The organism is Ectopseudomonas oleovorans (assembly GCF_003052605.1).
Taxonomy (GTDB): domain Bacteria; phylum Pseudomonadota; class Gammaproteobacteria; order Pseudomonadales; family Pseudomonadaceae; genus Aquipseudomonas; species Aquipseudomonas oleovorans_A.
In genome coordinates, this window is record NZ_QASO01000012.1 from 1 (window position 1) to 22,212 (window position 22,212).

Genomic DNA, 22,212 nt, shown 5'->3' on the forward strand with positions numbered 1-22,212 from the left:
GATTACAGATACGGCAGTCATACGGTCTACCAGATCGAGTATCACTTTGTTTGGGTGACTAAGTACCGATACAAGGTGCTCAGCGGTGAGGTTGCTGAGCGAGTGCGAGAGCTGGTGAGACAGACGTGCGAAGCATTTGAAATTCGGATTGTGAAAGGTGTGGTGAGCAAGGATCACGTGCATATTCTGGTGAGCAGTCCGCCGAATTTGGCGCCGAGTGAGATCATGAGGCGGATCAAGGGGCGTACGGCGAGCAAGCTTTTCGAGGAGTTTCCCCATCTGAAAAAGCGCTATTGGGGGCAGCATTTTTGGGCTCGCGGGTACTTTTGCGCGACGGTTGGGCAGATGACGGAAGAGATGATCAAGCAGTATCTGGAGCATCATTTTGAGCCGAGCCCGAACGATAATTTCAGGATGGAGCCTGACTGATCCGACGCGTCGTTCAGTCGACGCGTATCCGGACTTTCAGTCCGTAAGTCACTAACCCACCGACTTCAGTCGGTGGTTGTTGAGTGCGAAATTCAGCCCATCAATGACGCCTTCGAGCTATTTGCGGCGCCGCTCTGAACTGCTACTTTCCGGGCAGTCCCGCACCGCGGGCCAGATCACTTCAGGGGAAGAGGACAAGAACAATGCAACCTGATTTCTGGAACGACAAGCGCGCTCCCGGTGTGCCTAACGATATCGACCTGTCCAGCTACAAGTCGGTGATCGAAGTATTCGAGCGCTCATGCAAACGTTTCGCCGACCGTCCGGCCTTCAGCAATCTCGGCGTGACGCTGACCTATGCCGAGCTGGATCGTCTCTCCGCGACCTTCGCCGCCTACCTGCAGAAGCACACCGACCTGAAACCGGGCGATCGTATCGCGGTGCAGATGCCCAACGTGCTGCAGTATCCGATCGCCGTGTTCGGCGCCATGCGCGCCGGGCTGATCGTGGTCAACACCAACCCGCTGTACACCGCGCGCGAGATGCGCCACCAGTTCAAGGATGCCGGGGTGCGTGCGCTGGTGTACCTGAACATGTTCGGCAAGCTGGTGCAGGAAGTGCTGCCGGATACCGAGATCGAGTACCTGATCGAAGCCAAGATGGGCGACATGCTGCCGAGCCTCAAGGGCTGGCTGGTCAACACCGTGGTGAAGAAGGTCAAGAAGATGGTGCCCGACTACCATCTGCCCCAGGCCATTGCCTTCAAGCAGGTGCTCAAGCAGGGCCACGGCCAGACGCTGGCGCCGGTCAAGGTCGGTCACGACGACATCGCCGTGCTGCAATACACCGGCGGTACCACCGGCGTGGCCAAGGGCGCCATGCTCACCCACGGCAACCTGGTGGCCAACATGCTGCAGGTGGACGCCTGCCTGGCGCAGCTCGGTGATGACGGCACGCCGCTGATGAAACAGGGGCAGGAGATCATGATCGCGCCGCTGCCGCTGTACCACATCTATGCCTTCACCGCGAACTGCATGTGCATGATGGTCAACGGCAACCAGAATGTGTTGATCACCAATCCGCGCGACATCCCCGGCTTCGTCAAGGAGCTGGGCAAGTGGAAATTTTCTGCGCTGCTGGGCCTGAACACCCTGTTCGTCGCGCTGATGGATCACCCCGAGTTCAAGAACCTCGACTTCTCCAACCTCAAGGTCACCAACTCCGGTGGTACTGCGCTGGTCAAGGCCACCGCCGAGCGTTGGCAGCAGATGACCGGCTGCACCGTGGTGGAAGGTTACGGCCTGACCGAAACCTCGCCGGTGGCCAGTACCAACCCCTATGGCGACAAGGCGCGCCTGGGCACTGTCGGCATTCCGGTGCCGGGCACGGCGTTCAAGGTGATCGACGACGACGGCAACGAGATGCCGCTGGGCGAGCGCGGCGAGCTGTGCATCAAGGGGCCGCAGGTGATGAAGGGCTACTGGCAGCGTGAAGAGGCGACCGCCGAAGTGCTCGACGCCGAGGGTTGGTTCAAGACTGGCGACATTGCCGTGATCGACGCCGACGGCTTCGTGCGTATCGTCGACCGCAAGAAGGACATGATCATCGTCTCCGGCTTCAACGTGTACCCCAACGAGATCGAGGACGTGGTCATGGCCCACCCGAAAGTCGCCAGCTGCGCGGCCATCGGCGTGCCGGACGAGAAGTCCGGCGAGGTGGTCAAGCTGTTTGTGGTGCCGCGTGATGGCGGCGTCACCGTCGAGGAGCTCAAGGCCTATTGCAAGGAAAACTTCACCGGCTACAAGGTGCCCAAGCACATCGTGTTCAAGGACTCGCTGCCGATGACCCCGGTCGGCAAGATCCTGCGTCGCGAGCTGCGCGACATCGCCTGACCCAAAGCCCCTCCCCACCGTTGGGGGAGGGGCTTTCCCGCCTCAACTGTCCTCGGGCAGTCCAATTGTTGTGATTTGGTAACTACCTTCGCGTGTTTCATGCAGCCCAGTGCTGCATCACCGGCAGAGACGAGCTAGGCTCTACGCGCTGTAATATGCGAGCTAGAGGCTTTTCGCGGGGTAACTAAGATAAGGATGGTCTGTGACTGTGCGGTCTTTTTTGGTCACTTTTGCGACTCTCAAGGCCATGTTTGGTGCTGGTCGGCCTCTGGCAAAGCTGCTACTCTCGGCGCGCTTCCGGGCCCTGGGCCAGCGGGAAAGCGAGCTATACACACAACAAACAACCGCCGTCGCGCGGTGAAGATCAGCTGTTGCTTAGGAGTGGGCTTCCATGACCGAAAACTTCTGGAAGGACAAGTATCCCGTTGGGGTTGCTGCCGAAATCAATCCCGATCAGTACCCGAACATCCTCGCGGTATTGAAAGAGTCCTGCCAACGCTTCGCCGACAAGCCTGCTTTCAGCAACCTGGGCAAGACGCTCACCTACGGCGAGATCTACAAGCTCTCCGGTGACTTCGCCGCCTATCTGCAGAAGCACACCGATCTCAAGCCCGGCGACCGCATCGCCGTGCAACTGCCCAACGTCCTGCAGTACCCCATCGTGGTGTTCGGTGCCATGCGTGCCGGCCTGGTGGTGGTCAACACCAACCCGCTGTACACCGCGCGGGAAATGGAGCACCAGTTCAACGACTCCGGCGCCAAGGCGCTGATCTGCCTGGCCAACATGGCCCACCTGGCCGAACAGGTCGTGCCCAAGACCGGTGTCAAAACCGTGATCATCACCGAAGTTGGCGACATGCTGCCGACCTTCAAGCGTCTGCTGGTCAATGCCGTGATCAAGCACGTGAAGAAGATGGTGCCGGCCTACAATCTGCCCAAGGCGGTCAAACTCAACGACGCCCTGGCCAAGGGCCGTGGTCAGAGTTTTGCCGAGGCCACTCCGAGCAACGACGACATCGCCGTGCTGCAGTACACCGGCGGCACCACTGGCGTGGCCAAGGGCGCGATGCTCACTCATCGCAACCTGGTGGCCAACATGCTGCAGGTCAAGGCATTGATGGGCGCCAACCTCAATGAAGGTTGCGAGGTGCTGATCGCGCCACTGCCGCTTTATCACATCTACGCCTTCACCTTTCACTGCATGGCGATGATGCTGATCGGTGGCCACAACATCCTGCTGACCAATCCGCGCGACCTGCCGGCGGTGGTCAAGGACCTGGCCAAGTACCGCTTCACCGGTTTCGTTGGCCTCAATACCCTATTCGTTGCCCTGTGCAACAACGAGGACTTCCGCAAGCTGGACTTCTCCAGCCTGAAGCTCACCGTCTCCGGCGGCATGGCCCTGCAACTGGCCACCGCCGAGCGCTGGAAGGAAGTCACTGGCTGCGCCATCTGCGAAGGCTTCGGCATGACCGAGACCAGCCCGGTGGCCACGGTCAACCCGTTCAGCGCCATCCAGCTCGGCACCATCGGCATTCCGGTGCCCTCGACCCTGTGCAAGATCGTCAACGACGACGGCCAGGAATTGGCCATCGGCGAAATCGGCGAGCTGTGCGTGAAAGGCCCGCAGGTGATGAAGGGCTACTGGCAGCGCCAGGAAGCCACTGATGAAATCCTCGACGCCGAAGGCTGGTTGAAGACCGGTGATATCGGCCTGATCCAGGAAGACGGCTACCTGCGTATCGTCGACCGCAAGAAGGACATGATTCTGGTGTCCGGCTTCAACGTCTACCCGAACGAACTGGAAGATGTGCTGGCAACTCTACCGGGCGTACTGCAGTGCGCCGCCATCGGTATCCCTGACGAGAAATCCGGTGAAGCGATCAAGGTGTTCGTGGTGGTCAAGCCGGGCGAGAGCCTGACCAAGGAGCAGGTGATGGAGCACATGCGCGCCAATCTCACCGGCTACAAGGTGCCGAAGGCCGTCGAGTTCCGCGACGTGCTGCCGACCACCAACGTCGGCAAGATCCTGCGTCGCGAATTGCGCGACGAAGAGCTGAAGAAGATGGGCAAGAAGTGATTCGGCCCTGCTGATGAAAACGCCACCTTCGGGTGGCGTTTTTCATTGCGTCACCTTACCTGTGGGTTGCGCCGAGTGGCCTGGTGGACTGTTCGCTTTGCTCCTGAGTCCGCCCTACGCGCTGGGCTTTAGTGGCACTGGAGTGATTTGACTACTTTTGGTCGGTCGCGGTAGGCACGGCAGTTACCTGCCGCCCCTACCGCGACCTTTTGGTCGAAAGGTACCGCTCTCTTACGCCTTAATCTCACGCCCTTTCGCAGCGGTATAGCCTGCCCGCCATAAGCCGTAATCTGCGACAATCCCGCCTTTGCCCTGATTGCCCGATCCAGATGACTGACCTCGCCACGCTGCAGAAGAACTTCGACCACGTCATGATCGCCGAGCGTCATCGCTTGCGTCGGCAGTTGCATGAGCTGCAGAAGCAGCCCGATGAGGCCAAGCTGGCGCAGTGGCTGGAGCGTTTTCAGGCGGCCAGCGACAAAGTAGCGGCGCGGCGCAGCAGCATCCCCACCATGCGCTACGACGACGCGCTGCCGATCGCCGCCAAGCGCGACGAGATCAAGGCCGCGCTGGAGAAGAGCCAGGTGGTGGTGATCGCCGGCGAGACCGGCTCGGGCAAGACCACCCAGTTGCCGAAGATCTGTCTGGAGATTGGCCGGGGCGTGCATGGCCTGATCGGTCACACTCAGCCGCGTCGGCTGGCGGCGCGTAGCGTGGCAACGCGGGTGGCCGAGGAGATCGGTACACCGCTGGGCGAGCTGGTCGGCTATCAGGTGCGTTTCGAGGATCAGAGCAAGGACGGCACGCTGATCAAGCTGATGACCGACGGCATCCTGCTCGCCGAAACCCAGCACGACCGCTTTCTGGAAAAGTACGACACCATCATCGTCGACGAGGCGCACGAACGCAGCCTCAACATCGACTTCCTGCTCGGCTACCTGAAGACCCTGCTGCCGCGCCGCCCCGATCTCAAGCTGATCATCACCTCGGCGACCATCGATCTGGAGCGCTTTTCCAAGCATTTCAACGACGCGCCGATCATCGAGGTGTCCGGTCGCACCTATCCGGTGGAAACCTGGTATCGCCCGCTGGCGGCCGAGGTGGACGAGGAGGGCGAGCGTCTGCTCGATGACCTGTCCATCGACCAGGGCATTCTCGCTGCGCTGGACGAGATCGCCGAGCACGAGCGCAGCGTGGGCCAGCGTCCTGGCGACGTGCTGGTGTTCTTGCCCGGCGAGCGCGAGATTCGCGAGGCGGCGGAGGTGCTACGCAAGGCCAACCTGCGTTTTACCGAGGTACTGCCGCTGTATGCGCGGCTGACGCCGGCTGAGCAGCAGAAGATCTTCGCGCCCATGCCGGGGCGCAAGATCGTGCTGGCCACCAACGTGGCGGAAACCTCGCTGACCGTGCCGGGCATCCGCTACGTGATCGACAGCGGCACGGCGCGCATCAGCCGCTACAGCTACCGCGCCAAGGTGCAGCGCCTGCCCATCGAGCCGGTGTCGCAGGCCAGCGCCAACCAGCGCAAGGGCCGTTGCGGGCGGGTCGAGCCGGGTATCTGCATTCGCCTGTACAGCGAGGAGGATTTTCTCGGTCGACCGACGTTCACCGACCCGGAGATTCTGCGCACGAACCTCGCGGCGGTGATCCTGCAGATGCTGCACCTGCGCCTGGGCAGCATCGAGGACTTCCCCTTTATCGAGCCGCCAGACGGCAAGGCCATCAGCGACGGTTTCAACCTGTTGCAGGAGCTGTCGGCGGTCAACCGCGAAAGCCAGCTCACGCCCATCGGCCGGCAACTGGCGCGCCTGCCCATCGACCCGCGCCTGGGGCGTATGGTGCTGGAAAGCGCCAAGCAGGGCAGTCTGGAGGAAATCCTTATCGTCGCTGCCGCGCTGTCGGTGCAGGATCCGCGCGAGCGACCGATGGATCGCCAGCAGGCTGCCGACCAGGCCCATGCGCAGTGGAAGGATGTGGATTCGGACTTCGCCGCGCTGATCAACCTGTGGCGCGGCTTCGAGGAAAAACGCCAGGAGCTGGGCAGCAACCCGCTGCGTACCTGGTGCAAGAAGAACTTCCTCAATTACATGCGTCTGCGCGAATGGCGCGATGCGCACCGGCAACTGGTGTTGATCACCCGCGAGCTGAAGCTCGAAGGCGGGCGTGGATCGGGTAGGAGCCCGCTTGCGGGCGATCCGTCTGATCGCCGGCAAGCCGGCTCCTACAACGAACCCGTCGCGCCGACCAAGGACACTCGCGTCAACGCCATTGCCCGTCAGCAGGCCGAGGCCAGTGAGGCGGTGGTGCGGGCGAAGAATTACGCCGCCGTGCACAAGGCGATTCTCGCCGGCCTGCTCAGCCAGGTCGGCCAGAAGACCGAGGAGGGCGACTACCTCGGTGCGCGTCAGCGGCGTTTCTGGATTCATCCGTCCAGCGTGATCGGGCGTAAGAAGCCTAACTGGGTGATGGCCGCCGAGCTGGTGGAAACCACCAAGCTGTTCGCCCGTATGGTAGCGAAGATCGAGCCGGACTGGATCGAGCCGCTGGCCGCGCATCTGGTGAAGAAGAACCATCTGGAACCGCACTGGGAGAAGAAGCGCGGCCAGGTGGTGGCGTACGAGCAGGTCACCCTGTACGGCATGATCATCGTCGGCCGCCGCCCGGTGCATTACGGCCCCATCGACCCGCAGGTTTCCCGTGAGATGTTCATTCGCGAGGGCCTGGTGCGTGGCGAGATCAACAGTCGCGTGCGCTGCCTGACCGCCAACCGCCAGTTGCTCGAACGCCTCGACGAGCTGGAGGCCAAGTCGCGCCGCCGCGATATTCTCGCCGACGAGGAAACCCTGTTCGGCTACTACGATGCGCGTATCCCGCAGGACATCTACCAGGCCGCGAGTTTCGAGAGTTGGTACAAGAAAGGCAGCGCCGCCGACCCGCAGCTGTTGATCATGCGTGAGGAGGACGCCTTGGCCCGCGATGCCAAGGAAGTCACCGCTGCGCAGTACCCGGACACCCTGCGCATTGGCGAGCTGCAACTGCCGCTGAGCTATCACTTCGAGCCCAACCATCCGCGTGACGGGGTGACCCTGCGCGTGCCGGCGCCGCTGTTGCCGCAACTGCAGCCCGAGCGCCTGGAGTGGCTGGTGCCGGGGCTGCTGGAGGCCAAGTGCGTGGCGCTGGTGCGCGGCCTGCCCAAGGCACTACGCAAGAACTTCGTGCCGGTGCCGGACTTCGTCGGTGCGGCGCTGGACAAGCTGGTGTTCGGCCAGGGTTCGTTGTCGCAGGCGCTGGGGCATGAGTTGCTGCGCATGACCGGTGCGCGAGTGCCCGATGAGGCCTGGCAGGAGTCTGCCGCCGGGTTGGAAAACCACCTGAAGATGAACATCGAGGTGGTCGATGCCCAGGGCAAGTTCCTCGGCGAGGGCCGCGACCTGGCTGAGCTTACCGCGCGCTTCGCCGAAGCCAGCCAGGCTGCGCTGGCCATTCCGCAGCAGAGCGACAAGCCGAAAGCGGTGGAGGCCAAGGCCTTCGCTCAAGTAGCGGAGAAGACTCAGCAGAAGATCGCCGGGCTGTCGATGACGGTCTATCCGGCGTTGGTGGAAGAAGCGGGCGTGGTCAAGGAAGGGCGCTTCCCGACCCAGGCCGAGGCCGACTTCCAGCACCGCCGCGCCCTGCAGCGCCTGCTCTTGCAGCAACTGGCCGAACAGGCCAAGTTCCTGCGCGGCAAGCTGCCGGGGCTGACCGAGCTGGGTTTGCTGTATCGCGATATCGGCCGCGTCGAGGCGCTGGTCGAGGACATTCTGCTGGCCAGCCTGGATGCCTGCATCCTCGACGGCGAAGCGACGCTACCGCGTGACGGCGCGGCCCTGGCGCAACTGGCTGAGCGCAAGCGCGGCGACTGGACGGCGCATGCCGAACGTATTGCCCGCCTGGTGCTGGAGATTCTCAAGCTCAACCACGGCCTGCAGAAGCGCTTCAAGGGCAAGATCGACCTGGCCCAGGCGATGGCGCTCAACGATATCAAGCAGCAACTGGCGAACTTGGTGTATGCCGGCTTCGTGCGCGAAACGCCGGGCGAATGGCTCAAGGAAATCCCGCGTTATCTGAAGGCCATCGAGCAGCGCCTGGACAAGGTCGGCGCGCAGGTGCAACGCGACCGCGTGTGGACGGCCGAACTGGCTGGCTACTGGGAGCAGTACAAGGCCCGCGCTGCCAAGCATGCCCAGGAGGGCAAGCGCGACCCCGAGCTGACGCTGTATCGCTGGATGCTGGAGGAATACCGCGTATCGCTGTTCGCCCAGCAACTGGGCACGAAGATGGCGGTGTCGGACAAACGCCTGAGCAAGCAGTGGACGCTGGTTGAAAGTTGATGATCGGCGCTCGCCCCGGCGATGGGGCGAGCTATCCACTGATGAATGCGGAAACTGAAGAACGATGAGTGTGAATGATGAAAACGTCGGGCTGGGGCGCCGTGGCTGCCTTGGCCTGTTTCTGGCTGGCTTGGCGTTCGTGGTGCTGATATTCGCCGGCCTCATCTACATCATGACCCGCCCGCAGGACAGTGAGATCGAGGCCGGCGAGCGCACGGCCATCGAGGCCTGCTGGAAAAGCGCGCAGGCCACCGAACGTAGCTTCACCGAGGAAAGTTGCCAGGAAATGGAGAAGCAGTTCCTGCGCAAGTTCGGCCATCAGCCATGAACCTGCTGCAACGCCTGAGCTTCAAGCACCTTGTGGTGGGCTTCTGCGTGCTGGCGCTGGGGGCCGTGGTGCTGATCTGGTGGCTTAGCGGCGCGGCGTATTTGCGGCCCTATGCCGAGCAGACGGTGATCTTCGGTCAGGGCGAGCTGAAGCTGCCGCCTGAGCTGGCTGGCACCGGTCCCATTCGCGTGGTGCACTTCTGGGACCCGGATTGCCCCTGCAACGGGGAAACCGACGCGCACCTGCGCTATCTGATCGGCCTGCACCGCAATGCCGATGTGGCGTTCTACAGCGTGCAGAAGCCGGGCAGCACAGGCGAGATTGCGCCGTTCCTGCGTGGGCGGATGAAGCCCTTGCCTGGCATCGAGGGCATGGAGTCGCTGCCGGCCAGCCCGGCGCTGGCGATCTGGGATCGCGACGGCAACCTGGCCTATGCCGGCCCTTACAGCGAGGGGTTGGTATGTAATTCCAGCAACAGCTTCGTCGACCGGTGCTCGATGCGCTGACGCAGGGGCGCCAGGTTTCCCTGGCCAGTGGTTTGGCGGTGGGGTGTTATTGCGCCTGGAAGTAGGGGCGCAGGCTGATATGCCCGCAGGTGCCTCGCTTCCCCGGATGCTTGATCGTTTTGGAGAGCGCTCTGTGTAGGAGCCCCGCCTCGGGGCGAAGCTTTGCTGGCACCTGCCAGCCTGTCGCTATTGAAGCCCGATCTACCCTACGCAATCACCCTCAACTTCGGCCAGGTGGCCAGCCAGTTCTTGTCATGTAGGCGCTGTTGGTAGATCTGACTCTTCGCGTTCTGAAAGCGCCCGGCTGGGCGCACGATAAGGCCGAACAGATCCTCCAGGCCGAGCGGCGCGGCGACTTCCAGCCTGTCTTGTTCATCGAGCCTTATGGCCACCGCCGTCGCGGTTTCCGGCCAATGCCGTATCGCTTCGGTAGCCGAGGCGTAAGGCGCATCGCCATTGCGCAGATGCATGCGTGCCTGATTCTTCACCGACCACTGCAGCGATTCGTCCCTGTGGCGCAGCACCGTCTCCAGTTCAGCGTCGCGAGTGGGGGAGGTTTGGCTGCGGTCGAACCAGATCACGTCGATATCTTCTGGCAGCGGGGAGGGCGTGCGTTGGTGTAGGTGATCCCAGACCGCACTGCGTACGAAACCGGCGGCCACCCAGCAATCGGGCAGGTCGAGCTCGCGCACCTGCTGCAGGATGCGCAGGCGCTGTGGGTCGCTGGCAATGAGTGTCTGGAGTAGAGCGGCGAGATTCATGTGCGCAGCCTATCAGCACTGCCAGTTGCTTGCCTGCTCAGTTCATCCAGCGCTTCTGGCTTGCTTCCAGACCACGCAGCCTACTGAGTCGCATGGCACCGATACAGACCTTAAAGGCCAACCCAGTGGTGGTCGGGCGTCGCTTTGCACTAAAGTCCCCAAGCCGGTCGCCGGGACGGATTTTCCCGGCCAGAGATTTTGAGGGAGGCGCTTGATGCGTTTACCGCGCATTGCGATGGCCTGGACGCTGGTAGTGCTGTTGTTGATCGTGGTGGCCTTGCTCGGCATACGCATCGCCGGGCTATCGTCGTTGCCCGAACTGGAGCCCTGGCACCGCCTGGTGCCGCAGGAGATGGAGGTCAGCGAGCTGGACGCTGCCGACTGGCAAGCCTATCTGGCCGCCGAGGCGACCCTGTTCGAACGCCTGCAGCGCGAACTGATCGAGCCGGTCACGGCCTCCGGCACGGCGCCATACAGCCGCTACGCCAGCGACAGCCCGGTCTACCCCGGCAATCTGCCGCGCGACTGGAATCGTTCCTTCATTCTGCAGCCGCCAGGTCCGGCGCGGGGCGTGGTGGTGTTGTTACATGGCCTGACCGACTCGCCGTACAGCCTGCGCCATATCGCCCAGCACCTGAGCGAACAGGGGCTGCTAGCGGTGGTGCCGCGCATGCCCGGCCATGGCACGGTACCGGCGGCGCTCACTGCTGCGCACTGGGAGCAATGGCTGGCGGCTACCCGCCTGGCCGTGCGCGAGGCGCGGCGCCAAGTACCGGACGGGCCGCTGTATCTCGTCGGCTATTCCAATGGCGGTGCATTGGCGCTGCGCTACAGCCTGGCGGCGCTGGGGGACGGGCAACTGGCCATGCCGCAACGCCTGGTGCTGATCTCGCCGATGATCGGCGTCACCAGCTACGCCCGTTACGCCGGGCTGGCGGCCCTGCCGGCGTTGCTGCCGGCCTTCGCCAAGTCGGCCTGGATGAACGTGCTGCCGGAGTTCAACCCGTTCAAGTACAACTCCTTCCCGGTGCACGCGGCGCGGCAGACCTATGAGCTGACCAGCGAGGTGCAGGCCGCATTCGATGCAGCCGAAACCGATGGCCGTCTGTCACGATTGCCACCGGTGCTGGCCTTTCAGTCGCTGGCCGACAGTACCGTGAGTACACCGGCCGTGGTGCGCCATTTGTTCGAGCGTCTGCCGGACAATGGCAGCGAACTGGTGATCTTCGACATCAACCGCTCGCAGGCGGCCAGCTCGCTGCTGCGGGCGGACATGAGCGGCTTGCTCGAGACCTTGCTGCCACCGGCCCAGCGTGACTACGACCTGACGGTGGTGGGTGTTGCGCAGAGCGGTGGTCGTCAGGTCGAGGCGCGACGAATCGCAGCCGGCGAGCGTGAGGCGCGGGTGACGCCATTGAACGTCGAATACCCGAGCCAGCTGTTCTCGCTGTCACACGTTGCACTGCCGTTCCCCACGGACGATCCGCTGTATGGCAGCGAACCGACCTCCGAGGAGTTCTACGGCGTAGCCCTTGGCACGCTGGCACCGCGCGGTGAGCACGGCGTGCTGGTGGTGGGGCTCGATAGTTTGCAGCGTATGACGTCCAACCCCTTCTACACCTATTTGCGCGAGCGCATCGACGAAGACCTGTAGGTGGCTCGGTGCGTACGGCGTCCGACCCTAGGGGGCACCGTGCGCACCGAGTGGTTTGAGGGGTTACAACCGGAAACGCCCGACCAGGCCATCGAGTTGGCTCGACAGTGCCTGCAAATCGCTGCTGGCCTGGTTGAGCTGATCGGCGATATGGCTGGTGCCGACGGTCAGCTCGTTGATGTCGACGATATTGCGGTTGATGTCCTCGACCACGCTGGACTGCTCCTCGGTGGCAGTGGCGACCTGGATGTTCTGGGCGCTGATCCGGCCGATATGGCTGTTGATCTGCTCCAGTGCTGCCGACGCCTTGCTCGCATATTCCACCACCAGCGCGCTCTGCCGTTGCCCCTCGGCCCTGGCCCGCGCATTTCGCCGCAAGGTGGGGGCGAGTCCCAGCGAGTGGTTGAAGCAGGGCGGTTGAGGGTTGAATCCTGTCGCAATTGTGGTTGTCACCGGGCTCGACCGAAGTGGCGCGATGGTGCATGGTGGCGCCCCATGTTGTCAGCTCCGAGAGTGCGTTTCATGTTCGAAATCCAGCCCATCGACCCCGCCTACTACCGCCAGCAGACCCGCCGCAGCACCATGGTGATCGCGGTCATCTTCGTGGCGCTGGCCATGCTCTGCGCCACGCTGAGCACGCAGCTGTTCGGCACGCCCGGTGGCGACAACTTCAAATGGAACCTGCTCGGTGTGCTGGCGGGGCTCGGCCTGACCATTGCCCTGGTGCGCCAGCGACTCTGGTCGCGGCCGTTCATGGCGCCGGCCGTTTACGGCTGGCGACTCAAGCGCAGCCTGATGCGTGTCACCAACGCCATGCATCACGTCAAGGCGGGCGTGGCGCAGGGCGATGACAGCGCGATGAAGCTGCTGCGCTTCTACCACCTGGGGGTGACCCAGATGCATCAGCTCGACGGCAACTCCAGCGAGCTGAGCCAGATGGTGCGCGAGATCGATAGCCATCGCGAGGCGATGGAGCAGCAGGGGCTGGATATCGAGCAGACGCGGCTCGACCTGGCTTGGCTGGAGCGAGTGAAGGCGTTCAAAGCGACCTGATCAGTTGTCCAGAGATAACTCCTGCATCTGACCTTGCCAGATGCCCTGGCGACGGCGCGCGATCACCAGGCAGTCACCCGTGCCGACCGCGCTTACCACCTGTCGCCCACCGGGCGCCCAGAACGCGCGGCGTCCTGCGCAGACCCAGCGCCGGAAGGACTGCTGTGGTTGGCCATCAACACCCCGAGGGACAGTTCACGGGCATACGCGCCGCGCCCATCGGCTTCGTCGCCGCGATGCTGTTCAACCTGGCGCTGACCTTCCTGTTCTGATGAAAAAAGGTTCTTCGCATAGTTTGGGGAAAGTGCTAGTAAGTACCGGATTGGCAAGTTTGTGCGCGTACCGTTTACTGACTTAGCACTATCCGTTACCGCGTGCGCTGAGCGTTTGGGTTGCGCCCCTTGCGGGCGAAACCCATCAGATCAGACGACACGCTAACGAATAGTGTCAAGCCATGGACAGCTAACACGTAATTGCCAGTCCGGTATCAAGCGTATCCTCCCCGCGAGGATGCGAAGAACCTGAAAAAACCGGCATCGAGTGATGCAGGGGCATTATCCCCGCAAGTCCGTCTCGCTATTTCAACCGATAGCGCACCAGCTCATCCTGGCTCAGCAGACGCAAGCGTCCTGGCGCGACCTGGTAGATGTCTTCCGCCAGGCTTACGTCGACACCCATGTCACGAAAGTACCTGGCTGGGCTGAATGGCTGGCTGCCGTGGGCGGCCTGTGCCAGCGCCGAGTCACCTGCGGAGAAGGGTGGTCGGCGCAGGGCAACGTGGCCGTTGATGGTGCGCTTGATACCGGCCGTGAGCAGGTAGATGCAACTGCCCTGGCACAGGCCGCCTGAAGGCACCAGCGCCTCGAAGCCGGTTTCCCGTAGCAGGCGGCCCATGCGTATGGCCTCCGGGGCGCTGCCGCCGATGCTGTCGAGCAGCACGACCTTGCGCTTGTGCTTGCCCGGGTTGGCGCGCAAGCCAGCCAGCAGCTTCTCGTAATCGCCCGGAACGATCTCTTCGGAAATCTTCACCGCCAGCAGGCCGGCGTTAGCTTCGACTTCCACCTGTGCGTGGGCGGTCAGCGCGGTGAGCAGGCTGGTAGCGACCAGGGCGAATCGTAAACGCTGGGCAATCATTGGGCGGGTTACGCGATAGTGGCTCGGGAGGTAGACAATACCTGCCGGCGCAGCATCTCGCATCTGTCAGATCGCCCCGTTTTTGTGCTGCACCTTCCAGGCCCAGGCGAACAGCAGCAGGCCGCCGATGGCGGTGGCTGCGCCGATGTAGCCGGTGACCGTCCAGCCCATGCCGGCGCTGATGGCCAGACCGCCGAGCCAGGGGCCGAGGGCGTTGGCGACGTTGAACGCGGCATGGTTGGATGCGGCGGCGAGTGTCTGCGCGCCCGTGGCGACGTCCATCAGGTGGGTCTGCAGGGCCGGGCCAAGGGCGATCATGGTGCCCAGGGCGAAGATCGCCGGCAGGATCGTCCACAGGCTGTGCGCGGCGAACGGAAAGGCCAGCAGCACCAGCGTGTTCCAGGCCAGAATCCAGGCCACCGCGCGCAGGCGCAGGCGGTCGAACAGCCAGCCGCCGGCACTGTTGCCGACGATGCAGCCGGCGCCGAACACGCCCATGGCCAGGGGAATCCAGCCGGGGCCGACCTGGGTGACGTGGAGCAGGGTCGGCGCCATGTAGCTGAACACGCAGAACATCCCGGCGAAACCGATGGAGCCGATGCCCAGGGCCAGCCAGATCGGCTCGCGGTTGAAGGCGCGCAGCTCGCCCAAGGGGCTGCTGCGCTGCTCGTGCGGGTCGGCCGGGAGGAAGATCGCGACCATGGCGATGGTGGTGATGGCGATGATGCCGACCAGGGCGAAGGCGTAGCGCCAGCTCATGAACTGGCCGAGCCAGGTGGCCAGCGGGTTGCCGATCAGGATGGCCACGGTCAGGCCGGCCAGCACCCGGCTCACCGCCTTGGCGCGCTTGTGCGGGGGCGCCATGGAGGCGGCCACCAGCATGGCAATGCCGAAGTAGGCGCCGTGTGGCAGGCCGGCGATAAAGCGGAAGATCAGCAGCGGCTCGTAGCTCGGCGCCAGGGCGCTGGCGAAGTTGCCGAGGGCGAAGCAGCCCATCAGCAGCAGAAGCAGGATGCGCCTTGGCAGGCGGGCGCCGAGCAGGGCCAGCACCGGTGCGCCGACCACCACGCCGAGGGCGTAGGCGCTGATCACATGGCCGACCTGCGGCTCGCTGACGCCAAGATCGGCGGCGACGTTGGGCATCAGGCCCATAATGGCGAACTCGCCGGTGCCGATGGCGAAGCCGCCGAGGGCCAGGGCGAGTTGAATGAGAAGGATCGCGCCCGGCGACAGACTCGTCGCGGCGTCGGATGCAGAGTTGTTCATGAGAGACCTGGAAGGGCGAGACGCAAGCGCGCAATTATAATCTCCCAGCGCTTTGCTTGGGTATTGGCCGCCGCTCTATTTCGGGCTTGGAGATGGATGGCCGGCGTCGTTCAGGGCCTTCACGTAGTCGACGAAGGCTCGCAGCGGCGCCGGTACGTGACGCCTGCTGTGGTAGTACAGGTACGGCCCGTCGAAGTGTTGCCACCAGTCCTGCATGAAGGGTTGCAACTGGCCGCTGGCGAGGTGCGCCGCGATGTACTCCTCGAAGGTGTAGAGAATGCCGTGACCGGCGCAGGCTGCAGCGATCAGCAGATCCTGCGACGAGCTGACCAGGCGACCCTCGGGGGCGAGACGCAGGGTAGCGAGCGAGAAAATCGTCCAGCAGCTGCGGCAGGATGTGCCGCGCGATCACGCCGGGCACATGCAGGCGTAGTGAGCCGGCCGGGTTCTGTGGATCTTCCTGCAGGTCGTTGAGCGCGGTGTTGATCTCGTCCAGCGCGGGGCGCAGGCGCTCCAGCAGGCGCGCGCCGATTTCCGTCGGCGTCAGGCCGCGGGTGGTGCGGTTGAGCAGGCGCACGCCCAGTTCCTTTTCCAGGCGGCGTACGCAATCGCTCAGGGTGCCTGGCTGGTGGCATTGGTGGGCGCTGCCTGTGCGGCGCTGTGGGGATTGCTCGGTTGGTACCTGGTCGGGCAGGCCGATCAGCGTGGTGCCGAGCAAAAGGTGTCGGCGGCTACCTAAGCCAAGTGCAAGGGAAACGATGCGGGAGTCGGCGGCCGACTCCCGCAACATCATCAACCGCGCGCGGGAATGTTCAGCCCGCGCTGCACCGCCGGGCGGGTGAGGAAGGCATCGAGCACGCGGCGCACGTTGGCGAAGCGTTCGAACTGCACCAGATCACCGGCCTCGTAGAAGCCCACCAGGTTGCGAATCCAGGGGAATACGGCAATGTCGGCGATGCTGTACTCGCCGGTAATCCAGTCACGGCCTTGCAGATGCTGGTCGAGCACACCCAGCAGGCGAACGGATTCGGCGACGTAGCGGTCACGCGGGCGTTTGTCTTCGTACTCTGCACCAGCAAATTTGTGGAAGAAACCGAGCTGGCCGAACATCGGTCCCAGGCCGCCCATCTGCCACATCAGCCATTGAATCGTCTCGTAGCGGGCAGCGGCGTCCTGTGGCAGCAGCTTGCCGGTCTTTTCCGCGAGGTAGATCAGAATCGCCCCGGACTCGAACAGCGCCAGCGGATGGCCATTGGGGCCATCGGGATCGAGGATGGCGGGAATCTTGTTGTTCGGCGCCAGCGAGAGAAACTCGGGGCTGAACTGGTCGTTGCTGTCGAAGCTGACCAGGTGCGGTTCGTAGGGCAGGCCGATTTCTTCCAGCATGATCGAGGCCTTGACCCCGTTGGGCGTGGGCAGCGAGTACAGCTGCAGGCGCTCGGGATGCTGGGCTGGCCATTTGCGGGTGATGTGGAAGGTGCTGAGGTCGGTCATGTGGAGTTCCATGTCGAATGGGCCTAAGAGCCTGTTCACGATCAGATGCGCATCGGCGCTACTGCGTTAAAAATAAGCTGGATCGCCAGCCCGGTCGGAATGCTCATGTACAAAAGTACACTCTGCTTCCTCGCTTGTTTTTGCGGGGCCGCCATCGGCCTTGTATCGCTCTAGCTCGCGAGATCCTGAACAGCCTCTACGAAAGAGGCGATCAGAACACGAGTGGTTGGGGCGCAGGAAATCGATCCAGCTGATAGTAGTCATCGATTCGAGCGATCCTGCCTGTTTCCTGCGTGCGAGCGAGGCGGTATGGTGGGTTTTTCATCCACCTGGCACGGAACCCATCGGTATGAGCCTGCACGGTACTTACGATCCCCAGAACATCTTCGCCCTGATCATTCGTGGCGACTTGCCCTGCTACAAACTCTACGAGGACGACGATGTACTGGCCTTCCTCGATCTATTCCCGCAATCCAAGGGCCACAGCCTGGTGATCCCCAAGCGCGCTGCTGCGCGCAATATTCTGGACATCGACGACGCCAGCCTGGCCAAGGTCATGGCCGTGGTGAAGAAGGTCACCCAGGCTGTCGTCGACGAACTGCAACCCGCTGGTGTGCAGGTGGCACAGTTCAACGGTGCGCCTGCCGGGCAGACGGTGTTCCATATCCACGTGCACGTGATCCCGCGCTTCGAGGGCGAGGGGCTGGGTATTCACGCGGCCACCAAGGCCGACCCGGCCGAGCTGGAAGCGCTGCAGGCACGTCTGGTCAAGCGCCTGCAAGGCTGAAGCGACAGTGCCCCGGTTGCGTGATACGACCGGGGCACTGCTGTAGTTCGTGTCGGTGGGCTGAAGCGAAGCACGCCCGGCAGTGCCGACGCGCAGCAGGCGTTCAACGGATGCTTAGCCGTTCTGGCTGCTCAGCCCGCCCCACTCCATGAACCGCACGGCGTGCACTTGACCCTGGCTGTCGCGGTAGACCAGAACGCTGGGCACTACACCGCTCTTGCGGCTGTTGTCGGTGCGCTGCAGAACCTGGTCGATGTCCAGCTGCATGCCGTACTGGTATTCCTGCACTTCCACTTTGGTGTTGACGGGTGCTTTCTCACTGGCGAAGGCCATGGGGGCGAAAGCGGCGAGGAGGGTGGCGTTGAGGGCTGCGAATTTCATCTGGGTAGTCTCCGATTAGTTGCGCCGACTTAGGTGGCGCTGGGTTCGAGAGAGATGAAAACATTGCGCCCTTCATTGCAGAAATCGATGCTTCTGCTAGCGAAAATCGCTGCCATCGATACCTTGCTCACAGACGCGCCAAGCCCAATACTCAGGCGGCATTCATCTGCCCATGGAGGGCTTCATGCGATCGATCCTCGTCGCTCTACCGCTGTTGCTGCTGGCCGGTTGTTCATCGTTTCGGGGCGACCCCGAGCACATCAAACCGGTACCGGAAGATCGCCTGCTGGCCTTTCAGGAGGCGCAGGCGAACAGTGCGCAGATCGTGGTCAATCGTGACTTCGGGGTGATGGGAGGCGGCTGCTTCGTGGCCATCGAGGTGGATCGCAAGGTCGCTGCACGCATCGGCGTCGGCGAGGTCGCGACCTTCCAGGTGCCGCCCGGCACGCGCGTGGTCGGCATCACCCCGGATCGTATGGACAACACCCTGTGCGGCATGGGCCGCCTGCTGCGGGAGGTGGCTGTGCCGGTGAAAAGTGGGGAGATCCAGTACCTGCGTATCGTCAGCCAGAACAAGGGGGGCTTCGATATCCGCCCGGACAAGCCTTGATCACGTTGCCGCTGTATGAGCGTTCATGTTGAGCGTGACGCTAGCAGGCCGTTGAAAAGCTAACTACGTTGCCATTGCTGCGTTAAAAACAGCCTCGCGTGCGAGCCCAGTCAAAATGCTCATTTACAACACGTAAAGTCGGACGCGACCCCGGTCGTTTTTCGGCTGTTTTTGCGGGGCCGCCATCGGTATTGCACTGGCTGCCTCGCCTACGTTTTTCAACGGCCTGCTAGGGTCTGTTGCCGTTTCGTCGCGGCCGTGCGCGAAACGGCAACAGACCCTAGGCGGTTAGTATTCCCTGCATCACAACAGGGAGCATGAACGTGAATGGACTGCCGATAGCCATCGTCGGGGCGGGTACCGCGGGGCTCGCCACGCCGCGCCCCAGTGCGCCTAGGAGGCCCGGATGAAACTGCCCGCCAGTCTGTTGGCCGTGGCCCTTGCCGCCTGCGCGCACGCGCAGGCCGGTGCGGCGCCGCAGCAGGTCAACCTGTATATCTGGAGCGAATACCTGGCCCCGGACACCCTGGCTTCGTTCGAAGAGAAGACCGGTATCCACGTGGTGGTCGATCACTTCGATTCGCTGGAAACCGTGGAAACCAAACTGCTCACCGGCGGCAGTGGTTACGACCTGGTGCTGACTGCCAGCCAGCACCTGAGTCGGGCCATCGCCAGCGGTGCGTTGCGTGAACTGGACAAGACGCAGCTGCCGCACTTCGCCGGGCTCGATGACGAGTTCACCCAGCACATGGCCAAGTTCGACCCGAGCAATCGCTACGCCGGACTCTACGTCTGGGGCACCACCGGTTTCGGCTACCAGGAGCAGGCTATTACCCAGCGCATGGCCGATGCCCCGACCGATAGCTGGGCGATGCCGATGGACCCGCAGGTGGTGGCGCGTTTCGCCGACTGCGGGGTGAGTTTGCTCAATGATCCCAACGAGGTGTTCGCCGCTGCGTTCCGCTACCTGGGGCTGGATATCAACCGGCAGAATCTCGATGACTTGAAACAGGCCGAGGCCCATCTGGCCAAGGTGCGACCGTTCATTCGCTACTTCGACAATGACCGCAACCTCAGCGACCTGGCCAACGGCAACACCTGCCTGGCCATTGCCTGGAATGGCAACGTCGCCATCGTCGCGGCACAGGCCGAGCAGGCCAACAAGGACTTCCAGCTGAGCTACCGCATCCGGCGTGAAGGGGCTTTGCTGTGGTTCGATGCCATGGTCATCCCGCGTGACGCGCCGCACCCGGAGGCCGGGCTGGCGTTGATGGACCACCTGATGACCCCCGAGGTGATCGGCGCCATCAGCAACAGCATCTACTACGCCAATGCGGTATCGGCGGCAGATGCCTTCGTCGATCCGGCGCTTCTCGCCGACCCCGGCACCTATCCGCCGGCCGAGCTGCGCGCCACGCTGTACGCCAAGAATGGCAACAGTCGCGAGTTCAACCGGGCGCTGACCCGTGGCAGGCTCCAGATGTACTGATGATGGGATTCGAGGCGCCAGTCTGGATTGACGTAGCAGCGCACGTCGATTCCGCCGCTGACCAGCCAGCGTTGAACGCGCAGGCGCGTAGCACCAGCATCTCTGCACGGCGGCCGACCTTCTGCACCAGGCACATTTGCAGATCGTAGAGAATCCCGCCCGTAGCCTGGCCATCGACGATCTTTATCATCGGCATGGCCCAGCTCTCGGTCACCGAGAAGCGCAGTGGGCGCTGCTCCTCGGCCGAGGCTGCGAGGCACAGCAGAAGCAGAGCGGAAAGCGAAAGGCGCATGCGCTTACCGGTTCAAGACGTTAAGCGATGCCGCGCCGAGCTTGGCCGTGACAGACTGGGCGACGGCCGCTCAGGCCGGTGCCGGCTCGAAACTGTCGGCGCGCGCCATGCGCCACATGCGCTGGTAGAACTCCCCTGCGATCTGGCCGCTGAGCAATTCGCCCGGCGCGAGGAACACGTGCTGCTGAGCGAACAGCTTGATCTCGGTAGCCGACATGCGCTGCACCAGGTGCTTGGCATCGATCTGCCTCGGGTGGTCGAGGCCTGCGGCGGCGAGCATCTCGGCCAGCGCCTTGAGCGTGTTGCGGTGGAAGTTGTAGACGCGCTGGGCCTTGTCTTCGACCACCAGAGCGCGCTGGCGCAGCGGGTCCTGGGTCGCCACGCCAGTGGGGCACTTGTTGGTGTGGCAGCTTTGGCTCTGAATGCAGCCGATGGCGAACATGAAGCCGCGCGCCGAGTTGGCCCAGTCGGCGCCGATAGCCAGCACGCGGGCGATGTCGAAGGCACTGACGATCTTGCCGCTGGCACCGAGCTTGATCTTGTCGCGCAGGTTGCTGCCGACCAGGGTGTTGTGCACGAACAGCAGCCCTTCGCGCAGCGGCACACCGAGGTGATCGGTGAACTCCAGCGGCGCCGCACCGGTGCCACCTTCCTTGCCGTCGACGACGATGAAGTCGGGCAGGATGCCAGTCTCCAGCATGGCCTTGACGATGCCCATGAATTCCCAGGGGTGGCCCAGGCAGAACTTGAAACCGACCGGCTTGCCGCCGGACAGCTCGCGTAGCAGGGCGATGAACTGCAGCAGCTCGGTCGGCGTGGAGAAGGCGCTATGGCGCGAAGGGGAGATGCAGTCCTCACCCATCGGTACGCCGCGGGTGTTGGCGATTTCCTCGGTGACCTTGTGCTTGGGCAGGATGCCGCCATGGCCCGGCTTGGCGCCCTGGCTGAGCTTGATCTCGATCATCTTCACCTGCGGGCTGGCGGCCTGGGCGGCGAAGCGCTCGGGGTCGAAGCGCCCGTCCGAGGCGCGGCAGCCGAAGTAGCCGCTGCCCAGTTCCCAGACCAGATCGCCGCCGTGCTCGCGATGATAGGGGCTGATGCTGCCCTCGCCGGTGTCGTGGTAGAACTCGCCGAGTTTCGCCCCTTCGTTGAGGGCGCGAATGGCGTTGGCGCTGAGCGAGCCGAAGCTCATTGCCGAGATGTTGAACAGGGACGCCGAGTACGGTTGGCTGCATTGCGGCCCGCCGATCTCCACGCGAAAGCTGCGTGGATCGCTCAGCGGCGCCGGGCGCATCGAGTGGCTGATGAACTCGAAGCCGTTCTGGTACACATCGCTCAGCGTACCGAAGGGTTTATCGGCACCTTCGTTCTTGGCGCGGGAATACACCAGCGAGCGCTGGGCGCGGGAGAAGGGCAGTTGTTCGGCGTCACCTTCGAGCAGGTACTGACGGATTTCCGGGCGAATGCCTTCGACCAGATAACGAATGTTGCCGAGGATCGGGTAGTTGCGCCGCACTGCATGGTGCGTCTGTAGCAGATCGCCGATGCCGATCAGGCTGAGCGCGCCGCTAAGCAGGGTGAACGGCCACAGCCATTCATGGCCAAGGAAAGGCACGCTGGCCAGGGTGAACAGCACGCAGAAGGCGAAGAATGCGTAGCGGCTGAGCAGGGAAAGGTTCATGCAAG

Annotated in this window: 18 protein-coding genes and 2 pseudogenes; 11 read left to right on the forward strand and 9 right to left on the reverse strand. The window is 63.3% G+C overall.

The window, feature by feature from the left end:
- The 6 genes and pseudogenes from tnpA to DBO86_RS02350 all read left to right on the forward strand — a co-directional run.
- A partial coding sequence (gene tnpA, locus DBO86_RS02325; protein ID WP_146173169.1) for an IS200/IS605 family transposase occupies window positions 1–429 on the forward strand: 429 nt, incomplete at its 5' end.
- A gap of 203 nt (window positions 430–632) precedes the next feature.
- Window positions 633–2,321: a long-chain-fatty-acid--CoA ligase FadD2 gene (gene fadD2 / locus DBO86_RS02330; RefSeq protein WP_108232883.1), complete on the forward strand. Its 1,689-nt coding sequence runs from the start codon at window positions 633–635 to the stop codon at window positions 2,319–2,321.
- 391 nt (window positions 2,322–2,712) lie between these two features.
- The gene (fadD1, locus tag DBO86_RS02335) at window positions 2,713–4,401 is read left to right on the forward strand and encodes a long-chain-fatty-acid--CoA ligase FadD1 (protein ID WP_108232884.1); all 1,689 of its coding nucleotides are present in this window, start codon (window positions 2,713–2,715) and stop codon (window positions 4,399–4,401) included.
- A 329-nt stretch (window positions 4,402–4,730) separates the two neighbouring features.
- Window positions 4,731–8,771, forward strand: a complete 4,041-nt coding sequence (hrpA, locus tag DBO86_RS02340; RefSeq protein WP_108232885.1) for an ATP-dependent RNA helicase HrpA — start codon at window positions 4,731–4,733, stop codon at window positions 8,769–8,771.
- Between the two features lie 64 nt (window positions 8,772–8,835).
- Window positions 8,836–9,099 (forward strand): hypothetical protein, encoded by a 264-nt coding sequence (locus DBO86_RS02345; RefSeq protein ID WP_108232886.1) that lies wholly within the window; start codon window positions 8,836–8,838, stop codon window positions 9,097–9,099.
- A pseudogene (locus DBO86_RS02350) lies at window positions 9,096–9,670 on the forward strand (DUF6436 domain-containing protein). Before DBO86_RS02345 ends, DBO86_RS02350 begins: the two are co-directional and overlap by 4 nt.
- 141 nt (window positions 9,671–9,811) lie before the next feature.
- Here DBO86_RS02350 and DBO86_RS02355 read toward each other — a convergent pair.
- Complete coding sequence (locus DBO86_RS02355; RefSeq protein WP_108232887.1) at window positions 9,812–10,366, reverse strand: nucleotidyltransferase family protein; 555 nt, start codon at window positions 10,364–10,366, stop codon at window positions 9,812–9,814.
- 214 nt (window positions 10,367–10,580) lie between these two features.
- Between DBO86_RS02355 and DBO86_RS02360 the strand changes: the two genes are divergently transcribed.
- The gene (locus DBO86_RS02360; protein ID WP_004423928.1) at window positions 10,581–12,020 is read left to right on the forward strand and encodes an alpha/beta hydrolase; all 1,440 of its coding nucleotides are present in this window, start codon (window positions 10,581–10,583) and stop codon (window positions 12,018–12,020) included.
- A 63-nt stretch (window positions 12,021–12,083) separates the two neighbouring features.
- Here the strand turns inward: DBO86_RS02360 and DBO86_RS02365 are convergent, their stop codons facing one another.
- Complete coding sequence (locus DBO86_RS02365; RefSeq protein WP_039964467.1) at window positions 12,084–12,347, reverse strand: hypothetical protein; 264 nt, start codon at window positions 12,345–12,347, stop codon at window positions 12,084–12,086.
- A 195-nt stretch (window positions 12,348–12,542) separates the two neighbouring features.
- Here DBO86_RS02365 and DBO86_RS02370 point away from each other — a divergent pair, with 195 nt between their 5' ends.
- The gene (locus DBO86_RS02370) at window positions 12,543–13,073 is read left to right on the forward strand and encodes a DUF3087 domain-containing protein (RefSeq protein WP_084341031.1); all 531 of its coding nucleotides are present in this window, start codon (window positions 12,543–12,545) and stop codon (window positions 13,071–13,073) included.
- A gap of 576 nt (window positions 13,074–13,649) precedes the next feature.
- Here DBO86_RS02370 and DBO86_RS02375 read toward each other — a convergent pair.
- The 4 genes and pseudogenes from DBO86_RS02375 to DBO86_RS02390 form a co-directional block, all read right to left on the reverse strand.
- Window positions 13,650–14,207, reverse strand: coding sequence for a COG3904 family protein (locus DBO86_RS02375; protein ID WP_108232888.1), 558 nt, complete (start codon window positions 14,205–14,207; stop codon window positions 13,650–13,652).
- Window positions 14,208–14,273: 66 nt separating this feature from the next.
- Entirely contained in the window at window positions 14,274–15,473 is a 1,200-nt protein-coding gene (locus DBO86_RS02380) for an MFS transporter (RefSeq protein WP_108232889.1), read from the reverse strand.
- Between the two features lie 75 nt (window positions 15,474–15,548).
- Window positions 15,549–16,191: pseudogene (locus tag DBO86_RS02385) on the reverse strand (LysR family transcriptional regulator).
- 74 nt (window positions 16,192–16,265) lie between these two features.
- Window positions 16,266–16,967 carry a glutathione S-transferase N-terminal domain-containing protein gene (locus DBO86_RS02390; protein WP_074855655.1) on the reverse strand — a complete coding sequence of 234 codons (702 nt, stop codon included), beginning with the start codon at window positions 16,965–16,967 and terminating at the stop codon, window positions 16,266–16,268.
- A 349-nt stretch (window positions 16,968–17,316) separates the two neighbouring features.
- On the opposite strand from DBO86_RS02390, the gene DBO86_RS02395 reads away from it, so the two are divergent.
- On the forward strand, window positions 17,317–17,754 hold the full coding sequence (locus DBO86_RS02395) for an HIT family protein (RefSeq protein WP_104728089.1): 438 nt from the start codon (window positions 17,317–17,319) through the stop codon (window positions 17,752–17,754).
- Between the two features lie 114 nt (window positions 17,755–17,868).
- On the opposite strand, the gene DBO86_RS02400 is transcribed toward DBO86_RS02395, so the two are convergent.
- Complete coding sequence (locus DBO86_RS02400) at window positions 17,869–18,135, reverse strand: DUF2790 domain-containing protein (protein WP_004423944.1); 267 nt, start codon at window positions 18,133–18,135, stop codon at window positions 17,869–17,871.
- A 184-nt stretch (window positions 18,136–18,319) separates the two neighbouring features.
- Here DBO86_RS02400 and DBO86_RS02405 point away from each other — a divergent pair, with 184 nt between their 5' ends.
- Together DBO86_RS02405 and DBO86_RS02410 are read left to right on the forward strand one after the other, a co-directional pair.
- A complete protein-coding gene (locus DBO86_RS02405) occupies window positions 18,320–18,745 on the forward strand; it encodes a 3-isopropylmalate dehydratase (RefSeq protein ID WP_108232890.1) in 426 nt (141 codons plus the stop codon).
- 406 nt (window positions 18,746–19,151) lie between these two features.
- Complete coding sequence (locus tag DBO86_RS02410) at window positions 19,152–20,234, forward strand: extracellular solute-binding protein (protein ID WP_108232891.1); 1,083 nt, start codon at window positions 19,152–19,154, stop codon at window positions 20,232–20,234.
- Here the strand turns inward: DBO86_RS02410 and DBO86_RS02415 are convergent.
- Both DBO86_RS02415 and DBO86_RS02420 read right to left on the reverse strand, forming a co-directional pair.
- Window positions 20,194–20,526 (reverse strand): hypothetical protein, encoded by a 333-nt coding sequence (locus DBO86_RS02415; protein ID WP_208630340.1) that lies wholly within the window; start codon window positions 20,524–20,526, stop codon window positions 20,194–20,196. The genes DBO86_RS02410 and DBO86_RS02415 overlap by 41 nt on opposite strands.
- Window positions 20,527–20,596: 70 nt before the next feature.
- Window positions 20,597–22,207 carry an FMN-binding glutamate synthase family protein gene (locus tag DBO86_RS02420; RefSeq protein WP_108232892.1) on the reverse strand — a complete coding sequence of 537 codons (1,611 nt, stop codon included), beginning with the start codon at window positions 22,205–22,207 and terminating at the stop codon, window positions 20,597–20,599.
- Window positions 22,208–22,212 lie beyond the last annotated feature (5 nt).